We start from the raw sequence: 18,049 nt of genomic DNA, 5'->3' as shown, positions 1-18,049 counted from the left end.
GATTAATCAAGTACTATTAAATTAAGTTATAATTAATATTAATAAGTATAAAATGATATTGAGGGAACGAGAATAATGTTACAACCAGTAATTACAATTGAATCTTTTCAAGGACCAATGGATTTGCTTTTGCATTTAATTAAAGAAAAAAATATTGATATTTTAGATTTAAATCTAAATGATGTTACTAACCAATATGTTCATTTTATTAATGAAGAATTAATTAAAAACATTGATTTAGTAAGTGAATATTTACCGATTGCTGCTTATTTATTAGAATTGCAATCAAAACAATTATTACCAAAACAAGAACTAGTGGTAGATAGTGCTTATGAAAATGAAGTTAATCGTCAAAAATTAATTGCTCGTTTATTAGAATATAAAAAATTCAAAGAAATAAGTAATTATTTTAAAGAACAGGCTTTATATAGAACCCAATTATTAACAAAAACACCTAGTGATTTAAAAACATATTTAGTTGATGAAATTACACCAATTTTGGTAAAAAATAATATTAATAAATTAACACAAGCAATGTTAAACATATTTAATAGACTACAAAATGAAAATAAATTACCAGTTAATTTAGCATTAAACTTAATTTCAGCTGAAGATCGAGCTAAAGAAATTAAACACTTACTGAAAAAAAACCCCAAGCAACACTTTACTTTAGAACAATTATTTTTTACTAAAGCATTAACTTTACATTATTTTATTATTACTTTTATTGCAATTTTAGATCTTGCAAATCATCAAATTTTACATATTATACAAACTAATACTTTTACTGAAATTACAGTAATTTATCGAGGTGAGAAAAATGAATAATAGCAATTGAAAAACAAACGAAAGATTAGCAGTTTTACAAGGTTTATTATTTATTGCTGGCAATGAAGGCCTTGATTTATTAACACTTGCTGAATATTTAGAATTAACAAAAAAACCAAAGACTGTTGAAAATTTAATTGCGTCTTTACAAATGAAATTAAATGATGATGATACCAGTGGTTTAAGTTTAATTAAAGTTGGTAATATTTATAAATTAACAACAAAACCTATTCATTATAATCGCTATCAAGTATTAAAACAACAACCTTTAATACGTTTATCACAAGCAGCTTTAGAAACACTAGCTATTATTGCTTATAATCATCCAGTTACTAAACCACAAATTGAAGATATTCGTGGTGTAAATTGTGATTCTATTATTTTTAAACTAAAAAGTTTAAATTTAATTACTGAGATTGGTCGTAGTGAATTACCAGGAAAACCAATTTTATATGATTTAACTGATGAATTTATGGATCATTTTAATATCGAATCTTTAACTCAATTACCAACTTTGCCTCAATTTAATAACCAAAATGATGAACAAGAAATCTACAACTTTACTAATGAATAATGATTTAGAACGCTTGCAAAAAGCTATTGCTAATTCTGGAGTATGTTCACGACGAAAAGCAGAATTACTAATTATTAATGGGCAAGTAACAGTTAATGGGCAAATTATTACAACGTTAGGTTTTAAAGTTACAAGTAGTGATGTTATTAAAGTTAATAATCAAATTATTAAGCAATCTAATCATATTTATTTAGCATTTTATAAACCACCTAATTGTTTAACAACAGTCAGTGATCCTAAAAATCGACCAACGGTAATGAATTATTTTACTAATATTAATAGTAGAATTTACCCAGTCGGTCGTTTAGATTTTGATACTTCAGGTTTGTTGTTAATGACTAATGATGGTGAATTTACTAATGCTATTATTCATCCTCGTTATAAAATAGATAAGGTATATGAAGTATTGGCAAGTGGTATTTTGTCATCAAATGCTATTAAAAAACTACAAGACGGTATTATTTTATCAACTTTATTTACAACTTCTCCTGCTATTGTTAAAATAATTTATAAAAATATAAAAAAAGAAAATACTTTACTACATCTAACCATTCATGAGGGACAAAATCAACAAGTTAAACGTATGATTAAAGCAGTAGGAAGTAGAGTAATTACTTTAAAACGTTTACAAGTTGCTAATATTACTTTAAAAGGTTTAACAATGGGTGAATATCGTTATTTGACAGAAGAAGAAGTAACAACATTGATGAAATTGAGTCAAAAGAGTTAAAATAAAAGAATAATTTATTTTTTAAATATAACAACTTTTTATACTTTCTGGGTTTGTCTTTATATCAAAAACCTTATTTATTTCAATAATATTATCAGCAAAATCGTTTGCTGTTTTTATTTCCTCTTGTAATTTTTTATTTGTAATAATATCATTTTTAAAATTTTTCAGTATTTCAATAAGATTATTTAAGTTTTGAAATTTATTGGCTTCTTTAGCAATAGTGTATTTTTGTTTTTCACAGATTTTAATACTGGTATCTATTCAATTTTGTAATTTTTTTATTTTTCATTTTTGATTTGAAGTTATTAATGGTGGATTTTGATAATTGTTAATTGCATGATACATGCTTGTGCTAAAAACCATTATTCTTAATACATTATTACTTAATTCTTGGTGAAAATATTTATTTAAACTACCTTTATTATTTAAAAGATAATTAATAGCATTATGTGTTCCGCGATCTCAATTTTTTATAATTTGTTGAAAAAAAACTCAACTTTGTATTATTGGATTTATAGGTCTTTGACTTTGAAGAATAAAACATTTAACACTTCTGAAACGAATACTTTCTGATGTAGCTAGAATTGCTCCTATTAATGAGCATTTAATTTGATTTTCATTTAAGTTAGAATTTGTTAACAATAAAAAATCATTATGTATTGTTTGTCAAGAATAATTATTATGTGCCTGGAGTCCATTACTTGCTACATAACTTCCTACAAAAGGTAAAGATTGGCAAATAATATTTTCTATATTAGGATTTATTAATGTGCTATCTTCAAAATAATAATAAGTTATTTCAAAAGTAAATCCTTGTAGGTATAAAGTTTTTGAACAAAAAAATAATTTTAACGTTTTTTGTTCAATATTTACAGTAATTGAAAAGTAATCATATTGTGCTTTTTGATTTATATAATAAAACTCTGAGTTAGCGTTTGAACCATATGTATTTGCATTTTTAATAAAATAGTTTCTATATATAGTTCTTTAATAATATGATTTAATTTTTTAAAAAATATTATAGGATTATCATTTAAAATTTCTAAAATTGTTATTGTATGAAAAATACTTGAGTAGATTATTTTTTCTTCATCAAATTTTTCTTTTTCTTTTCGATCTTTTTTTTCAAAATTTGATTTTTTTGGCATATTCAATTTTCCTTTCAAAATAAAAACCCATTTACTTTCATAAAAAGTAAATGGATTAAAAACTAATATTTAGTTATATACAGTATAGAAAATAAAAAAAATTTGTCAACTTTAGAATCTCTTATATTATTTCAAAATAAGTCAAATTTCAAAAAAGTAATAATAAAAACTTTAATAGTGTTAAAAGCATTTTTTATGTTTTTTAGATAATCATTTATTATTATTATTTATAGTTTATTTTAAAAATTAAAATAAATGAATTTTTTTGAAAGGAAAAAAATGAGAGAAGAAGATTTAAAAGAGATAAATGAAAAAATATTAAATATAAAAGAATTATATAAACGTAATAATGAAATTTTAAATGAAATCATATTTAATAAAAATAACTATTGTGAAGAAAATATAGATATGATAAAAGATTCAATTTTAGAAAAAAATTATAATTTTCAAGAAATAAAAATTCAACTTTTAGATCATCAAAACTTTTTATTAAGTAAAAATATAAATAATGAATTCTTATTTAATAATCTTGAGTTAGAATTATCAATAAATAAATTCTGATATAAATTTTGTATTAAACTTTATAAAAAAGAAAAAGAAGTAGTTAAATATTGAAAAGAACAGTATTTTGAATGCTAAATTGTAAAGGTAAGTGCAACTAAATTATTTTTCTATCCAAATATTCGATTGGTGAAAGATAATTTAGTATTTTTCTTGGTCTTTGGTTTAAAGACAATATAAATTTATGAACTTCATTTTTATTAGTTTTTGAAAAAATAAATTTTTTAGGAAATTTTTCTCTAATTAAACCATTAGTATTTTCATTAGTACCTCTTTGTCAAGGTGAATATGGATTGGCAAAATAAATTTTTATATCTAAATTTTTTTCAAGTTGTTGTCAATTTGAAAATTCTTTGCCACGATCAAAAGTAATAGTTTTAACAATGTTTTTAGGAAGAATTGATAAATAATAACTAACATTTTTATTAATAACTTTAGTAGTTCTGTTTTTAACTAATATTGCTAAAGTAAATCGTGATACTCTTTCAACTAAAGTTATTAAACATGATTTGCTTTTACCTCGTGATGATACTATAGTATCTCCTTCTCAATGACCAAGTGTTATACGATCATTAACATTTATATCTCGTTCTTTAATTGATTTACCATTAAACTTGCCACGATTTTCTTTAGATTTTCGTTTTTTACCTTTTCTTCTTAAATTTTTACTAGTAACTTTATCAAGCATTCCAAAATAAATTCAAGTATAAATTGTTTTAAAACTAATAACTCACTCTTTATGAAAATTTTTAATTCTGCCATAAATTTGTTCAGGTGATCAACCTAATAGTAATTTTTGTTGTACATATTTTACTAAATTCTTATTTTTAAACTTATGAAAACTAATATGTGATTGTTTTCGATTTTCAGCTTTATTTTGTGCAATTAATGAAAAATAATGATTATTATCTTTATTTCTATTAATTTCTCGAATAATAGTACTAATACTTCGATTAAGATTTTTAGCTATTTCACTAATTTTAAATTTAAATTTCAATTGATTCTCAATATAAATCCTTTCATCTATGCCAAGATGTTTATAACTCATATAAAAACTCCTTACTTTTTTCTAAACTAAATTTAGCATTATGAAATTTTTATATGAGAATTTTTTGCAATTTTATTTACTTGCACTTACAAGTATAACTCAGCGAATGTTATAAAAAACATTTTTTTATAAAGAAAAACTTAGAAAATGATAATAAAATATCAAATTTTGTTATTAATAAAATTAATAAAGATGTACAAAATATTTCCGTTTCGACTCCTTCATTAAAAGTACATACATTAAAAATGTAAAATATATAAAACGCTATTTTTTAATAAAATCATTTAAAAATCTAGAATTTAATTTTTTTTAAATTATGATATAATCACTTTAAAATAATTATTAATTTTTTACAATATTTAAATGAGGTATATATATGAAAAAACCATTATTATTTATGGGTGCATTATTATTATCAAGTGCAGTCACTGCTAGTACAACGGCATGTAATAATCTAACTATATTCAAAAAAGATTTAAAAAAAGATTTAACACAAACAGATTTAAAAATTGTACCAGAGGAACATCGAGGAACAATACCTACAGATTATGAATTAAAATCACAACTATTTATTTTAAATCATGAACTTCATACTGATAATATTATAATTATTAATAAAACAACTAATTATGCTTTTGTTGTTGGTGATGGTATTTTTTATAATCAAGATAAAATTAAAATTACTTATCAAATCCAAACTATTGATATTAGAACAATAATTGTTGATGGAGCATCCATTGGTAATTTTAGTACTAATGGTCAAAAACCTACTGTGGAAGCCGTTTACAGTCGTATTCAAGAAAAATATTCTAATTTAGAAATGGATCGCCTTAAAATTGATGTTATTTCTAATAAAGAAGCAACTATTACAGGTATTACGGGTGCTGATGTTATTCCTCTTTATACTGGTAAGGTAACAGTTACATTTAGTACTAATGATAGTGTTGATTTAAGTACTATTATTAATAAAAAAGATTTAATGGTTAAGACTAATGGTCATGATATACCATCAAATAATGATGTAATAAGAGCATTACGTGATACTTACCAAGAAAAGTTAGATACTTCTTTTATTGCAATAGAAATTACTGCTACTAATAGTGCCACTATTACTAGTACAAATCAAAAAAAATATACCGGTAAAGTAATACTAAATTTAAATCTTGATATTAGAATTGCTCTTAAAGACGTTATTAATAAGGGATTAGATAAAATTGCTATTATAGGAAAAGTAATAACTTTAGAAGATGTTAGTAGTGCATTGAAAAAACAATATTCAAGGTTAAATATGAATGCTATTCAAGTAACGTTGCAAAATAATAGTGTTACTATTAAATCTATTAATCAATATGTATACACTGGTGCTGATGTAGTAATTAATAATTTACTTATTGATTTAAATAGTGTTTTAAATAATAAATTACCAACTTTGAATATTCCTGGACAAAATACACCAAGTAAAGAGCAATTAATTTTAGCACTTAAAACCGCTAACTATAATCTTGATGTAAGCAAAATTATAGTTGATAAAATTACTGATAATAGTGCAGTTATTAATGGTGATGGTAAATTTTATAGCAATGATAGTATTGTTGTTACTTATGATTGTGATAAAACAGAGCTTTTAAGTGATGTTTTTAAAAATTTAAATTTAGGAACAATTAAAACTAATGGATTATCAAAACCAAATATTGAAGAAATTAAAACTGCGATTAGTAAAAGTAATCCAAATGTAAAGCTAGATGCAATTAAATTTAGTGAAGATGATATTACTAATCAACAAGTAACTATTAGTGGTGATGAAACTATTTATAAAGGAAAGATAGTTGCTGATTTTACTGTTGATAGTAGTAGTATTAATAATGATCAACTAAATTATAATTATAATGAAAGTAATAGTGTTGGTTCGTTAAAAAGTACTTGAACCAGCTCTGATATTCCTCTATTATCTAATTGAACAAATTATGCACCAGATTGAGATAGTTTTTCTAATAAGTTTAGTAAATTAAGTTTTGGTGATAATTCGTATTTTAGTCTTTATTGTAATACTTATACTGATCAAAAATTAAAAGGTTCGCAATTAAGTATTAGTACTAATGATATTAGTAATGATAGAAACAAAAATATATTTGAGCTTAGTTACTATTATGATGGTGGATTTTGAGGAGCCTTTCTTGAATTACATGGTTATATTCATATTTGACATGATGAAGAAAATGTTTATGTAAGCATTAATTGAAGCGTTGATACAGTTAAATGTTTCCGTGATCGAGTATGGAATATTAACTTGCAAGGTGTAACCTTTAGTTAGAATTTAACAGATTATATTTATTTAGTTTTACTGTTAATCATATAATTTTGAAATATTAATTTTATTAAAAAGATAAATGAGAGATAATACTCTCATTTTTAATATTTTTTTATATAAATTAAGTAAATAATTAAAAAAGGATATACAAAGTAAGTTAAAAAATTAAAATTAAAAATTATTAATTTATAATTATTATAAACTTAATATAGTTTTTATTTTAAAATAAATGAGTTTAGATTGAAAGGAAAAAAAGATGAATAGAGAGCAAGAAATAAATATATTAAATGTAGAAATAAATTTAATTGAACAAAAAATGGCTATTATTAAAAGTAATTTAGAAACTTGTATCAAAAATATAAGTGATAATCAAAGACAAGTATCTAATTTTTAGAAGAACTTAAAAGAGAAGATTCAGAACATAAAAAATTATTATCTTCACCATGTTTAGAAAAAAGTGGAAATTGTCAAGAAAATAGAGCAATGAGAGAAAGAATTACATTTCATTGAAGACATATTAAATATATTGAAGGAAAAATTATTAACTTAGAATTTTTAAATAAAAATCAAGAACAAGAAAAAAATAATTTAAAATCCGAAATGAATTTATTAAGGATAGAAAAAGATAAAAAAATTAGAATTTTAGAACAACAAAAAAATAATTTCAATAACATTAAGAGTATTGTTAATCATGAAAAAAAGTATAATGATAGTAATAAACCCAATACAAGTTATAGTAAATTAACATAATAAATTAACATAATTGAAGTAATTATATAAGATTTATATTTAATTTATTTACAAAAAAGTTATCATTTCTGATAACTTTTTGTATGTTTATTTACATTATTGAAGAATTTTATTTAAGTAAGGCTATTGAAAGTTGATTTTTAAAATTTTGAAAGTAATAAAAATTGAATTTAATTTATTCTGTAGGAGCTATTCCACAATCAATTCTATGGATACTTACATTACCAAAATGAATTTCTAAAAAAACTTTTGAGTTTGGAAAATTTCCTGTTACTGGTGTTCAATTATTAATATCACTAAAAAATTGTGTAGAAATTTTTGTATTTAGTAATTTAACTAATTCATCAAATTGCTTTTGTTTATCATCACTTTTAAATTTTAATTTAAAACTAGTAATTGGATTACCTTGTCTAAAACCTTCTTCTGTTGTTAATTTTAAAGTACTTTTATTAAATATAATATAGTAATAATTATATTATTAATGCCTAATTCATTATTTTTGCTTGTATTGATAGTATAAGAAGTAATAAGTTTTTCATTTTTTTCATCTTTGGTTAAAATATCAATTTGACAAGTACCGTCACTAACCCGAAAGTCATTTTGATTATTTTCTGTAATTTTGCCTGGATTACTATTTCTAACTTTTGCAATTAAATTACTAATTTCATTAACATCATAGTTTGAATAATCCTGATTTTCATTACCAGATGTATATCCTAATTCTTGTAAAAATGCAACAGCATGCTCATTTCTTGCTTTATATTTTTTTGAAGTAGAACCTGTAATTAATAATTTATTTTTAAAGAGATTATCAGGTATAATTAATGAATCATCGGCAATAATTAAATATTTTTCGTTATTACTATCATAACTCAATTTTTGTTGGATTAAACTTATTGAGTTATCTTAATTATATCATCCTAATAATTTTGCATATCTAGAATTTAAATCAGGCACTTTTATTGAATCATACTCACAAGCAACAATTGAACTTGTGCTAATAGAAGTTAAAGTAATTGCACTCATTATTTTTAATGTTATTTTTATATTTCTCATATTTGTACCCCCATAAATAATATTCAAGTATATAGGGACTTCGTCCCTCGCCACTACGTGGCTCACCCAAATTATAGTCCCAGTAGGTTCACTGGGACTATAATCATTTTTATTTATCTTTATTTTTAGGTTTATCTTTTTTCTTTAAAATATTATCCAATTTATCCAATCCAGCAGACTTAATATCGCTATAAGTCATATCAATACTATTTGCTTCTTTAAGGTATTTTTTAGGTGACAATTCACTTTTAAGTTCATGCACATAATGTAAAGCACGTCAATTATACCTTTTTAACCAGTGTCTAGGAAAAAATAAAGTTATAGCCATTGCTTCACCACTATAACTTGGAGGCATAATACCTCTTTTAATCATTTTCTTTGTTCTACGACGTGAAAATACTACTTTATTATAATCCTCAATATTAGTATATAAATTAAGATTAAATATAACAATAAAACCCAAAAAACGCATACGTTTAACTTGAACAACATACTCAACTTTTTCTCTTGCTTGTACTGGTATTCTATTAGGATGTTGTTCAATCAAATACATTGTACCATTAAACATGTGACCTATTAACTTACAAAATTGTCCTAAACTTTCTTGTTGATTTTTAAACTGTACTCCTAAATCATTAGAATTTATTTTTAATACTAATTCATCTAAAATTATTAAATCTTGTTCCTCAAAAGCATAATTACTTGCTAACTGATTAAAAGTAAAAACATCGTTATAATTAACCAAATAAGAATAACCAGTCTTTAACTTAATAGGGAAAGGACTAACTACTCGTTTCTTATGACTTTGTGCTAAACAACAAGCAAGGGCAGATTTGCCAGTCCTTGGAGGTGCTGAAATAATATAACTACCAACTCGTTTTAAAATTTTAAGATTACGAATAGTTATAAGAATTGGATAAATAATTATAATCAAACCTATAACTAATAACACATAACCATATCAAGGCATAATAAACTCCTAACCTATAATTAAACTAATTGCTCTAACAAATAATCATAAAGGTATAATATTTTCTATTCCACTAACAATATCAACATTTAAAGCAGTACTAATCGTATCTGAAAAAATATGTCGTAATAAACTATCTGTTGTAAAAAGAAATTGTCTTAATGGTTCAACTGGTAAAACTTTACCAACAACACCATAAAGTACTCATCTAAAAGCATTACGCAAATGACCAAAAACATCATATCAACTAACACGTTCATACTCAGGGTTAAAAGGACTATTTGGTGGGACTGGTGTTACTTTCTCACTTGAAAAAATATTAATTTGACCAAAATTTAACCGTGGTGACATATGTGAAAATGAATCACCATGAACATCAAAAAATACTGTTAAATATCTTAAATTTGGAACACGAATAGGCATAGTAACAAAATTATATAAATCTTGCTGATAAATATCATTATCAACCTTACCTTTAAAAACATACTTTGTATCACCAACATTATCTAAAAAACTAAAAACAAAATTAGCAGTAAAAGTTTTAAAATATTCATATTCAAAATAAAACATAAAACCTTGAATATAAAAACTTAAAGGTTTATCAATTTCAAAATTTAACTGTGTTTGAAAATTTATAACTCTCCTATCATTATTAACAAAATTCAAACGATTAGTATTCTTTTCTGTAACATAATTATGATTAAACATAATACGTGAAAATTCATCCAATTGTTTTCTATTAAAAGTATAAACACCAGACCCCATATTTATCTCTTGTGACGGAACACCAATTGTATCACTATAATAAGAACATATATAAGTACCCTGATTACCAATAAATTCACCACTTACTAATTTTAAATCCGGCTGGTCAACATCAAAATAAGCAGAATTTCATGGAATTGTTGCTCAATCATCAAAATTATGATACTTAACATGTTTAACCATTTCTTTTGTAATATCATAATTAACAACATTAGGGTCATTTGAAGCAATTAAACTAGTTGGTGCTTGAACAGAAGTATTTACAACAAAAAATAATTTAGCAAATTTAAATCACATAATTATTTACCAAACAAACATCTTAAAACTCATCATAAACCATAAAATATAATAAATCCAATAAAAAACTGCGTTCCATAAACTACTAAATTTTATAAAATAGTAGTAAATTGGTCAACTGGACTTCCTATAAACATAGTTCAATAATCAACTATACATTGATGTATTTTATTGTAAATATCTCAAACACTCATATTTAATACCTACCCAAACAATGACCTAAAAATAAATTTAATACTACGATAAATAAAATTAAAAAATACACCTAATACCAACCAAAAAGTCAAATTAAACAAAATATAAACTTCATCAGTAATATTAGTTTGATTTAAAAATATACCAATATCATTACTAGAAAATATAAAAATTAAATGCAATATACTATTAACAAAATCACTCATAACTAATTACCTACAAACTTCCCTTTTTTATTTTCAACACCCTTAGCCTTATTTCTTAAACGTTTTCTTTCATGTTGTTTAGCAATTTGCTTACCAACAAATTTTGAACTACCTTTAATATTTTTGTAACTTTTCTTTACAGTACCCGATGTAGAAACTGGCTGAATATCAATATTTAAAAAAACTGACATAGCAAACTTTATTAAAAGAATAAAAACAACAAAAGTACCCAAATTAAAACCTAAATCTGCCATTGGCAAATTTCAAAATTTCATAAAAATTTGTCCAAATAGTTCTAAAACTTTTGAAATAAAAGCAACACCCATAATAAACTACTCCTATATTATTTTTAATAATTTTAAAATTAATGAAAAAGTAAAAAGTACTAAAATAATTGCTAACAATGGTGCTGGCATTGAAACTATTTGTTGTGAACTATCACCAAAAATAAAACTTTTAATAACCAAAGACAAATTATGTAAACCAGAAAAATCAGTAATATAACTTTGTAAAATATTTTGCACAATATTATTTAAAGAAGGTAAAAGTTTACCTAATAAAGGAAAAACAAAAATTATTGCAAAAAATAATTTAATCATAACTATTACCTCCTAAAAACAACTTTAATTTTTTCTATCTAAATCCACGAATAATATGTCCAATAAATTCTTTAATAAATACTAAGACCATCATAAATATTGGAATTAATACTGGTCAATTTGTCATTATAGAATCACCCGCAAATACTTAATTAAAAACATAACTAAAAGATTCTAGTAATTTTTGACCAATACCTCCAATCATTTCTATTAAAGCACTTAACCCTTTTGGCATACTAATCACCTCCCTCCTCTAATTCTTTTCTTGCTCTTTCTTTACGTTTTTGTTCTTTACAATATCAACAATCTGGGTCAACTACATTGTGTTTTCTATGTTTAAATTTTCAAACTAACTTTTTAATAGTACCTTTAAAAGCCCAAGAAGTACCAAGCACAGCAATTATCACAACTATTCATTTAACCATTATTTTCTACCTCCTAAAAAACTATCAAAACTCATATTTTCATATAATCTTTGGTCAAAATTTCTTTTTGCCTTTTTCTTATGCAACTTTTGTCTTGACATATTTTTTCATTTATCTTTTTTCATAAAATTAATTCACTCCTTATAAAATAAATGTTCTTATAGTTTTATTTTGTTCATTATTTCTTAAATTTTCATTATTAATTTCTAATAATTTACTTTGAAATTCTAATGTTTGTTTTAATTCTTTTACTTGATTATTTAAATTTAGAAATTTTCTTTCTAATTTTTGTTTTTCATATCTTTTTCTTTCAACTTTTAAATCATTCTTTTTAATAAATTTATTTTCTTTTCTCTTAAAAACTCAATTTGTTATTTTATTTTTAATATTATTTCATGGAATACCAATATAACCCACAACAATACCAATTAAAATAGATACTGGTTTAATTGCAACAATTCCTAAAACTATAATGCTAGGAATTAATCCTAAAAATATACTAAATGTAATACATCCAGTTAATGCCATAAATTTTAAAATTCATCACATATATATTTTCACTTTAAATACCACCTAGTGTATAAGCATAAGAATAATCCCAGTTTAAACTTGCTCTATCTAAATTAATCTCTGACATACTATCATCATTTAAATCAATATCAACCATACCGTCATCTGTACTTTGATAATGATTAACACTGCCATTAATTAATCTTGCTCTTTCATCAGTAAACACTTCTTGTAATTCTGTATTATTATGTGTATTTCCTAATGGCAACAGTAAAGTATTTATAATTTCACTTGCTCCGGCAATAATCGTAGGAATAGCAAAATAATTATTAAAATTATTATTAATACCCATAGCAACACCACTACTAATCAAACAACCACCAGTACCCATATTTGCTATTTTACGTATAGTTTCAAATCTATTAGGTATTAACTCAGTTAAACTACTAATAACATTCGCTATACCAAAACTATTTAAAGATATATAAGTATCTCAATCTACAAAATAATTATCAACTACTGGTTTAGGTGTTGGTATTGGAGTAGGAATTGGTGGCTCAGTAGGGCAAGGTGGTCAAAAACAAGGTTCATCTCTTAATAAAAAAGTTGACTTATTTACATACTGAACAAACTTAGCATAATTAATTAAACCAATTGTTCCTAATCCTAAAAATATCTTTTTATAACTATTAATAACTTTATTTCTAGTAGTTGGTCTTTGATTAATATTCCATATATCAATTCCTAACTTTTTACTAAATAACAAAGAATTAATAGAACCTAAAATTGGGTCTTTTAAATATTGACCATAATAAGCACTAACTCCTACCATAGCACTTAATGGACTTAATCCAGTTCTTAATATTTTAGTTAAAGTATAATTACTAGTTTGTTTTAACTCATTAGGCATAAATAAAACTCCTTACTTTATTAATAAGGAGCATATTTATACTAATTAGAGTAAGGGGCAAAAATACACTAAAAAGTATATATATGCCCCTTATTTAATTTTTAATTTTCTTTTTGTTGTAATTGTTCTTTTTGTTTAACCAAAGCAATATTTAATATACAATTTGGACAATAATATTTCCCAGTATATAAATTTTGTAAAACTCTTTTAGGACAAATTAGTTGGTCGCAAAGTTTGCATACATACATTGCTAAATGAAAATGTTGTTGACAAGCACAATTATTAATTTTTGACATAACTTAAATCCTTTAAATAATTATTTACCAATTACCCTATAATAAATAACTATTTAGTTTTTAAATTATGTATGTCAATTATTTTTGCTTCTCATGTTATTTCAATATCATAATAAGAACCAAGACTTAAATTCATTTTAGAAAGTTTAGTAAATAATTCACTATCATGTAAAACTCATTTATCCTTAGATTTTTCACCAGTTGATATTTTAATACCTTTATCAGTAACATAAAACGACGAAAAAGTAAGTACATCATAATTTTTGGACTTACCACTTTTTTCATCTTTAATTACTTCATTACTTCTAATTTTCGTCAATTGACAAAGAAAATACATTTTATTAACCTCCTAGGAATTAGGTTATATTAATAACCAGATTAATAATATGGGTAATTAACATTATTAATTATAATATAACATAAAAATTAAAATTTACAACAAAAAAACGCAAAATGTCATTATTTAGTGATAATTTCCTATTAGTTATCGAGTAAAAATTTCCCAAAAGTGAAGTTAAATATACTTGGTGATAAATATGGAAAGAAGTATGACTATGAAAGAAAAATATAAATACAAAATTATAAATGATATTATTATTAATAAATTATCTAAACATCAAGCCAAGAATAAACTTAATCTAACTATTAGAAGAATTAACCAATTAATTCAAATTTTTAATAGAGAAGGTAAAGTTGATTTTATTCATAAATCTCGTAATAAAATTTCTAATAAGGCAACAAATTTTGAAATCAAAATTAAGATTATAAACTTGTATAAAACAAAATATTATAATTTTAATTTTCAACATTTTCATGAGAAATTAATTAATGAAGAAAAAATTAAGATTTCATATAGCACACTTTATACTATATTAATTAAAGAAAAAATTACTTCACCAAAAAGACATAAAAATAAAAAAAATAACTTACATCCAACAAGAAATCGAAGAACAAATTTTGGTGAATTAATTCAAATGGACGCCAGTAATCATCATTGATTTGGTAACGATAAACCAAAATCATTTTTACATGCTGCAATTGATGATGCTACAGGAAATATTGTTGGACTATGATTTGATCATCAAGAAACATTAGATGGTTATTATAATATTTTTTATCAAATTTTAACTAATTATGGAATACCAAAAACATTTTATACCGATAATAGAACAGTTTTTGGATATAAGAAAAAAGTTGATGCAGGAAAAATAAATACAGAAAATGATACTTATACTCAATTTCAAAAGTCTTGTAATGATTTAGGTGTTGAAATAATCAGAACTTCAATTCCGCAAGCTAAAGGTCGCGTTGAACGCTTATTTGGAACACTTCAAAGTCGTTTAATTAGTGAATTACGACTTAATAAAATTAGAAATTTAGAAGAAGCTAACAAATTTCTTAAAACATACATAAGTACTTTTAATAAACAATTTGCCTTTCCTATTGATGATACTAAATCTGCTATGGTTAAAGCTCCTACACAGGAAGAAATCAATATTTATCTTTCAAGATTTTCTAAAAGAAAAACAGATAGTGGTTCAACCATAACATATTATGGTAAAAAGTATTTTCCTTATAAAAATAACAAAGTTCAATACATACAACCTAGAACTGATGTAATTGTACTTAAATCATTTATTAATGAATTATATCTTAGTTACAATAATCAAATGTATGAACTAAAAGAAATAGCACAAAAACCAATTATAAAAGAAAATTTAATAAAAACTAAAAAAGTTTATATACCCAATAAAAATCATCCTTGAAGATATGGATATCAATAATTCTTAATTAAAATTAAAAATCTATTTTATAAGATATTTAATTTTATAAATACTAAACCATATAAAATTTTAAAACGTTTGCGTATGAGCAAATTTGGTGTTCTAAAATTGATTTTAAATATAAAAGAAATTGTAATTGCAATCTCTCGTTTTTACATTTGTGGTAAGTTTGATTTAGTCGGATTTATTAATAAATTATTTAAAGTTACATTATTAATTTTATTAACATCTATATTTATTTCACTATTTGATTTTCTTATATATAATTCTTTTACTTTTTTAATATTTCCAAAAAGTTCTTTTGATATTTTTATAAAAAAATCATTTTTTTCTTTAATTATTTTATTTTTATCAATTTTTCCAAAAGTAAATATTTTCAATATTGAATAACTAATTTTTTTAAATTTGCTAATCTTTTGTTTTTTTAAATTTTCATTAATATCAACAATAGTAGTTTGAGCTAAATTAACTCTATTACTAATAATTTCTGGAGTAAATTGATTTTTATTAATAATTATTTTTTTCAATTCTCTATTAATTCATTCATATTCTTCTTGTAAATTTTTATTCATTTTTTCATCCTTTCAAAATAAAAACTCATTTACTTTGAAATTAAAGCAATGAGTTAAAAACTTATATTAAACTTAATTAAATTATACAAAAAAAAGTTCGCAAATCAAAATTTAAAGCTAAATTTTTAACGTTTATTTGGAATTCGTGTTTATATTTATTTAACACTGTAACTTTCCAAAATAATTTATTTTTTTATAAATATTTTTGGGAAATTTTCACTCGATATTGACACAAAAAAACGCAAAAACATAAAGTTAAATTCCTAGGTAAAACCTTACATTTTTGCTATTAACCATTATATATATATATATATATATATACAAGTATTTTCTTTAAAAATCATATTAAGATTTAACAGTTTGAACTTTTTTTTCACGTTTATCACCATAAATTAAAGTTTTAAGCATAAAATGAAATGGAATTCAAATAATGGTCAAACATAAAAATATTGAAATACACATAATAACTCTTTTTAAAATATTCATTTAAGTACAACTCCTTTCTTAAATAAATATATCAAAAATAAAATTTTAAAAAACAATTAAAATATAATTTAATGTAAATGTAAAATTCTAGGTACACGCTTAATTGCATTCCTAAACCTAATACTATCAATTGAGATATATTCATCATAATCTTTAAAATTATCACCAAAAACAGTAGTATCAAAACTACCACCAAAAAGTATAGTACGACCCAAATTATCAATTTTCTTTTTAAAAAATTGTGTATGTAAAGCATTAATAGAAGCGTCAATTAAACGTTGATATAACATTATCTTTTGGCCTTTAACTACTTTTGGATTAGAACAATTACGAGAAAAAGCATAAGCACGAACACCCAAATCATACTGATTTTGAGATTTTATATCATTTTGCACTTTTACAACATATTTACTTAAATACTTAACTATATTTTCATTAGTACCTTTTTTAACAACTCTTACATCATTAAAACCAAATGGTCATCATTGTGGCAACATACTTTTATGTATTTTTCTATTAAATAATATATGAAAGTGAATAGCACCACGCTTTTGATATTCATAAACATACATATATTTTAACTCACCTAAATATTTAACACGTTTAGGGTTATTTCATCAACGCTTTAAACGTTTGAAGAATATAGCAATATCATGTTTTGCTTTATTAATATCTTGCATATTTTCAGCATAAGTTAAAGTAACAAAACTTAAAACTTTTGAATTATAAAAATTATGATACGCTTTATGTATTAATTTTGTTTTAGTACGAATAGTACGTCCCTACAACAGGTCTATATATACTAGTTTCCAATTCGCTCCCACCCCAAGAATTACCATTAATGGTTAGTATATTTTATTAGGTATCACTCCACTTTTTATTTATCCATACAAGTCCACATGCTAGCTACTATTTTTAACAACTGTGTTGTAGTTCACTTTTTTAGTTCCTTAACACGTGTTGATAATAGTATTAAAGAGGGTTATTAAAAATTTTAAAATTTTACAATTACAAAAAAAGACAAGATT

Annotated in this window: 27 protein-coding genes; 8 read left to right on the top strand and 19 right to left on the bottom strand. The window is 23.1% G+C overall.

Annotated features, from left to right (window positions below; all coding sequences use genetic code 4):
- Positions 1-75 precede the first annotated feature (75 nt).
- Genes AACK81_RS05885 through AACK81_RS05875 form a run of 3 tightly spaced genes read left to right on the top strand, consistent with a single transcriptional unit; the run spans position 76 to position 2,132 of the window.
- Complete coding sequence (locus tag AACK81_RS05885) at positions 76-828, top strand: segregation/condensation protein A (protein ID WP_338960536.1); 753 nt, start codon at positions 76-78, stop codon at positions 826-828.
- Complete coding sequence (gene scpB / locus AACK81_RS05880) at positions 821-1,402, top strand: SMC-Scp complex subunit ScpB (protein WP_286641535.1); 582 nt, start codon at positions 821-823, stop codon at positions 1,400-1,402. The genes AACK81_RS05885 and scpB overlap by 8 nt, the downstream gene beginning before the upstream one ends.
- The gene (locus tag AACK81_RS05875) at positions 1,395-2,132 is read left to right on the top strand and encodes a pseudouridine synthase (protein WP_338960534.1); all 738 of its coding nucleotides are present in this window, start codon (positions 1,395-1,397) and stop codon (positions 2,130-2,132) included. Before scpB ends, AACK81_RS05875 begins: the two co-directional genes overlap by 8 nt.
- Positions 2,133-2,153: 21 nt before the next feature.
- Here the strand turns inward: AACK81_RS05875 and AACK81_RS05870 are convergent, their stop codons facing one another.
- A complete protein-coding gene (locus AACK81_RS05870) occupies positions 2,154-2,777 on the bottom strand; it encodes a hypothetical protein (protein ID WP_338960532.1) in 624 nt (207 codons plus the stop codon).
- Positions 2,778-3,043: 266 nt separating this feature from the next.
- Positions 3,044-3,283 (bottom strand): hypothetical protein, encoded by a 240-nt coding sequence (locus AACK81_RS05865; RefSeq protein WP_338960530.1) that lies wholly within the window; start codon positions 3,281-3,283, stop codon positions 3,044-3,046.
- A gap of 279 nt (positions 3,284-3,562) precedes the next feature.
- On the opposite strand from AACK81_RS05865, the gene AACK81_RS05860 reads away from it, so the two are divergent.
- Entirely contained in the window at positions 3,563-3,922 is a 360-nt protein-coding gene (locus AACK81_RS05860) for a hypothetical protein (RefSeq protein ID WP_338960528.1), read from the top strand.
- A gap of 19 nt (positions 3,923-3,941) precedes the next feature.
- Here AACK81_RS05860 and AACK81_RS05855 read toward each other — a convergent pair whose 3' ends face one another.
- On the bottom strand, positions 3,942-4,892 hold the full coding sequence (locus AACK81_RS05855; protein ID WP_338960236.1) for an IS30 family transposase: 951 nt from the start codon (positions 4,890-4,892) through the stop codon (positions 3,942-3,944).
- A gap of 376 nt (positions 4,893-5,268) precedes the next feature.
- Between AACK81_RS05855 and AACK81_RS05850 the strand changes: the two genes are divergently transcribed.
- The 3 genes from AACK81_RS05850 to AACK81_RS05840 all read left to right on the top strand — a co-directional run bounded on the left by AACK81_RS05850 (position 5,269) and on the right by AACK81_RS05840 (position 7,950).
- On the top strand, positions 5,269-7,203 hold the full coding sequence (locus AACK81_RS05850) for a hypothetical protein (RefSeq protein WP_338960526.1): 1,935 nt from the start codon (positions 5,269-5,271) through the stop codon (positions 7,201-7,203).
- 253 nt (positions 7,204-7,456) lie between these two features.
- A complete protein-coding gene (locus tag AACK81_RS05845; protein ID WP_338960524.1) occupies positions 7,457-7,594 on the top strand; it encodes a hypothetical protein in 138 nt (45 codons plus the stop codon).
- An 89-nt stretch (positions 7,595-7,683) separates the two neighbouring features.
- Positions 7,684-7,950, top strand: a complete 267-nt coding sequence (locus AACK81_RS05840) for a hypothetical protein (protein WP_338960521.1) — start codon at positions 7,684-7,686, stop codon at positions 7,948-7,950.
- Between the two features lie 435 nt (positions 7,951-8,385).
- Here the strand turns inward: AACK81_RS05840 and AACK81_RS05835 are convergent, their stop codons facing one another.
- From AACK81_RS05835 to AACK81_RS05775, 13 genes are all read right to left on the bottom strand, one after another.
- The gene (locus AACK81_RS05835) at positions 8,386-8,826 is read right to left on the bottom strand and encodes a hypothetical protein (RefSeq protein ID WP_338960518.1); all 441 of its coding nucleotides are present in this window, start codon (positions 8,824-8,826) and stop codon (positions 8,386-8,388) included.
- A 30-nt stretch (positions 8,827-8,856) separates the two neighbouring features.
- The gene (locus AACK81_RS05830; RefSeq protein ID WP_338960516.1) at positions 8,857-9,006 is read right to left on the bottom strand and encodes a hypothetical protein; all 150 of its coding nucleotides are present in this window, start codon (positions 9,004-9,006) and stop codon (positions 8,857-8,859) included.
- 109 nt (positions 9,007-9,115) lie between these two features.
- Positions 9,116-9,976 (bottom strand): hypothetical protein, encoded by an 861-nt coding sequence (locus AACK81_RS05825; RefSeq protein WP_338960514.1) that lies wholly within the window; start codon positions 9,974-9,976, stop codon positions 9,116-9,118.
- A gap of 9 nt (positions 9,977-9,985) precedes the next feature.
- Positions 9,986-11,038, bottom strand: a complete 1,053-nt coding sequence (locus tag AACK81_RS05820; RefSeq protein WP_338960512.1) for a hypothetical protein — start codon at positions 11,036-11,038, stop codon at positions 9,986-9,988.
- A 203-nt stretch (positions 11,039-11,241) separates the two neighbouring features.
- Positions 11,242-11,439 (bottom strand): hypothetical protein, encoded by a 198-nt coding sequence (locus AACK81_RS05815; RefSeq protein WP_338960152.1) that lies wholly within the window; start codon positions 11,437-11,439, stop codon positions 11,242-11,244.
- A gap of 2 nt (positions 11,440-11,441) precedes the next feature.
- Positions 11,442-11,765, bottom strand: coding sequence for a hypothetical protein (locus tag AACK81_RS05810; RefSeq protein WP_338960510.1), 324 nt, complete (start codon positions 11,763-11,765; stop codon positions 11,442-11,444).
- Between the two features lie 12 nt (positions 11,766-11,777).
- Positions 11,778-12,038 carry a hypothetical protein gene (locus AACK81_RS05805; RefSeq protein WP_338956747.1) on the bottom strand — a complete coding sequence of 87 codons (261 nt, stop codon included), beginning with the start codon at positions 12,036-12,038 and terminating at the stop codon, positions 11,778-11,780.
- A gap of 236 nt (positions 12,039-12,274) precedes the next feature.
- Entirely contained in the window at positions 12,275-12,463 is a 189-nt protein-coding gene (locus AACK81_RS05800) for a hypothetical protein (protein WP_338960158.1), read from the bottom strand.
- Entirely contained in the window at positions 12,463-12,588 is a 126-nt protein-coding gene (locus AACK81_RS05795) for a hypothetical protein (protein WP_338960160.1), read from the bottom strand. The genes AACK81_RS05800 and AACK81_RS05795 overlap by 1 nt, the downstream gene beginning before the upstream one ends.
- A 16-nt stretch (positions 12,589-12,604) precedes the next feature.
- The gene (locus tag AACK81_RS05790; RefSeq protein WP_338960508.1) at positions 12,605-13,024 is read right to left on the bottom strand and encodes a hypothetical protein; all 420 of its coding nucleotides are present in this window, start codon (positions 13,022-13,024) and stop codon (positions 12,605-12,607) included.
- A 1-nt stretch (position 13,025) separates the two neighbouring features.
- Entirely contained in the window at positions 13,026-13,883 is an 858-nt protein-coding gene (locus AACK81_RS05785) for a hypothetical protein (protein WP_338960506.1), read from the bottom strand.
- Between the two features lie 101 nt (positions 13,884-13,984).
- A complete protein-coding gene (locus tag AACK81_RS05780; RefSeq protein WP_338960504.1) occupies positions 13,985-14,179 on the bottom strand; it encodes a hypothetical protein in 195 nt (64 codons plus the stop codon).
- 49 nt (positions 14,180-14,228) lie between these two features.
- Positions 14,229-14,516 (bottom strand): hypothetical protein, encoded by a 288-nt coding sequence (locus AACK81_RS05775; RefSeq protein ID WP_338960502.1) that lies wholly within the window; start codon positions 14,514-14,516, stop codon positions 14,229-14,231.
- Positions 14,517-14,715: 199 nt separating this feature from the next.
- Here AACK81_RS05775 and AACK81_RS05770 point away from each other — a divergent pair, with 199 nt between their 5' ends.
- Positions 14,716-15,963, top strand: coding sequence for an ISNCY family transposase (locus AACK81_RS05770; RefSeq protein WP_338960500.1), 1,248 nt, complete (start codon positions 14,716-14,718; stop codon positions 15,961-15,963).
- Positions 15,964-16,115: 152 nt separating this feature from the next.
- On the opposite strand, the gene AACK81_RS05765 is transcribed toward AACK81_RS05770, so the two are convergent.
- The 3 genes from AACK81_RS05765 to AACK81_RS05755 form a co-directional block, all read right to left on the bottom strand.
- A complete protein-coding gene (locus AACK81_RS05765; protein ID WP_338960498.1) occupies positions 16,116-16,535 on the bottom strand; it encodes a hypothetical protein in 420 nt (139 codons plus the stop codon).
- A 345-nt stretch (positions 16,536-16,880) separates the two neighbouring features.
- Positions 16,881-17,021 carry a hypothetical protein gene (locus AACK81_RS05760; protein ID WP_338960166.1) on the bottom strand — a complete coding sequence of 47 codons (141 nt, stop codon included), beginning with the start codon at positions 17,019-17,021 and terminating at the stop codon, positions 16,881-16,883.
- Positions 17,022-17,089: 68 nt separating this feature from the next.
- Positions 17,090-17,719: a rolling circle replication-associated protein gene (locus AACK81_RS05755; protein ID WP_422397372.1), complete on the bottom strand. Its 630-nt coding sequence runs from the start codon at positions 17,717-17,719 to the stop codon at positions 17,090-17,092.
- Positions 17,720-18,049: the final 330 nt, after the last annotated feature.

The organism is Spiroplasma endosymbiont of Lasioglossum villosulum (genome assembly GCF_964020195.1).
In the GTDB taxonomy this organism is placed as follows: domain Bacteria; phylum Bacillota_I; class Bacilli_A; order Mycoplasmatales; family VBWQ01; genus Spiroplasma_E; species Spiroplasma_E ixodetis_A.
The sequence above is the reverse complement of the archived record's forward strand: the minus strand, read 5'-3'. Positions and strand labels throughout refer to the sequence as shown.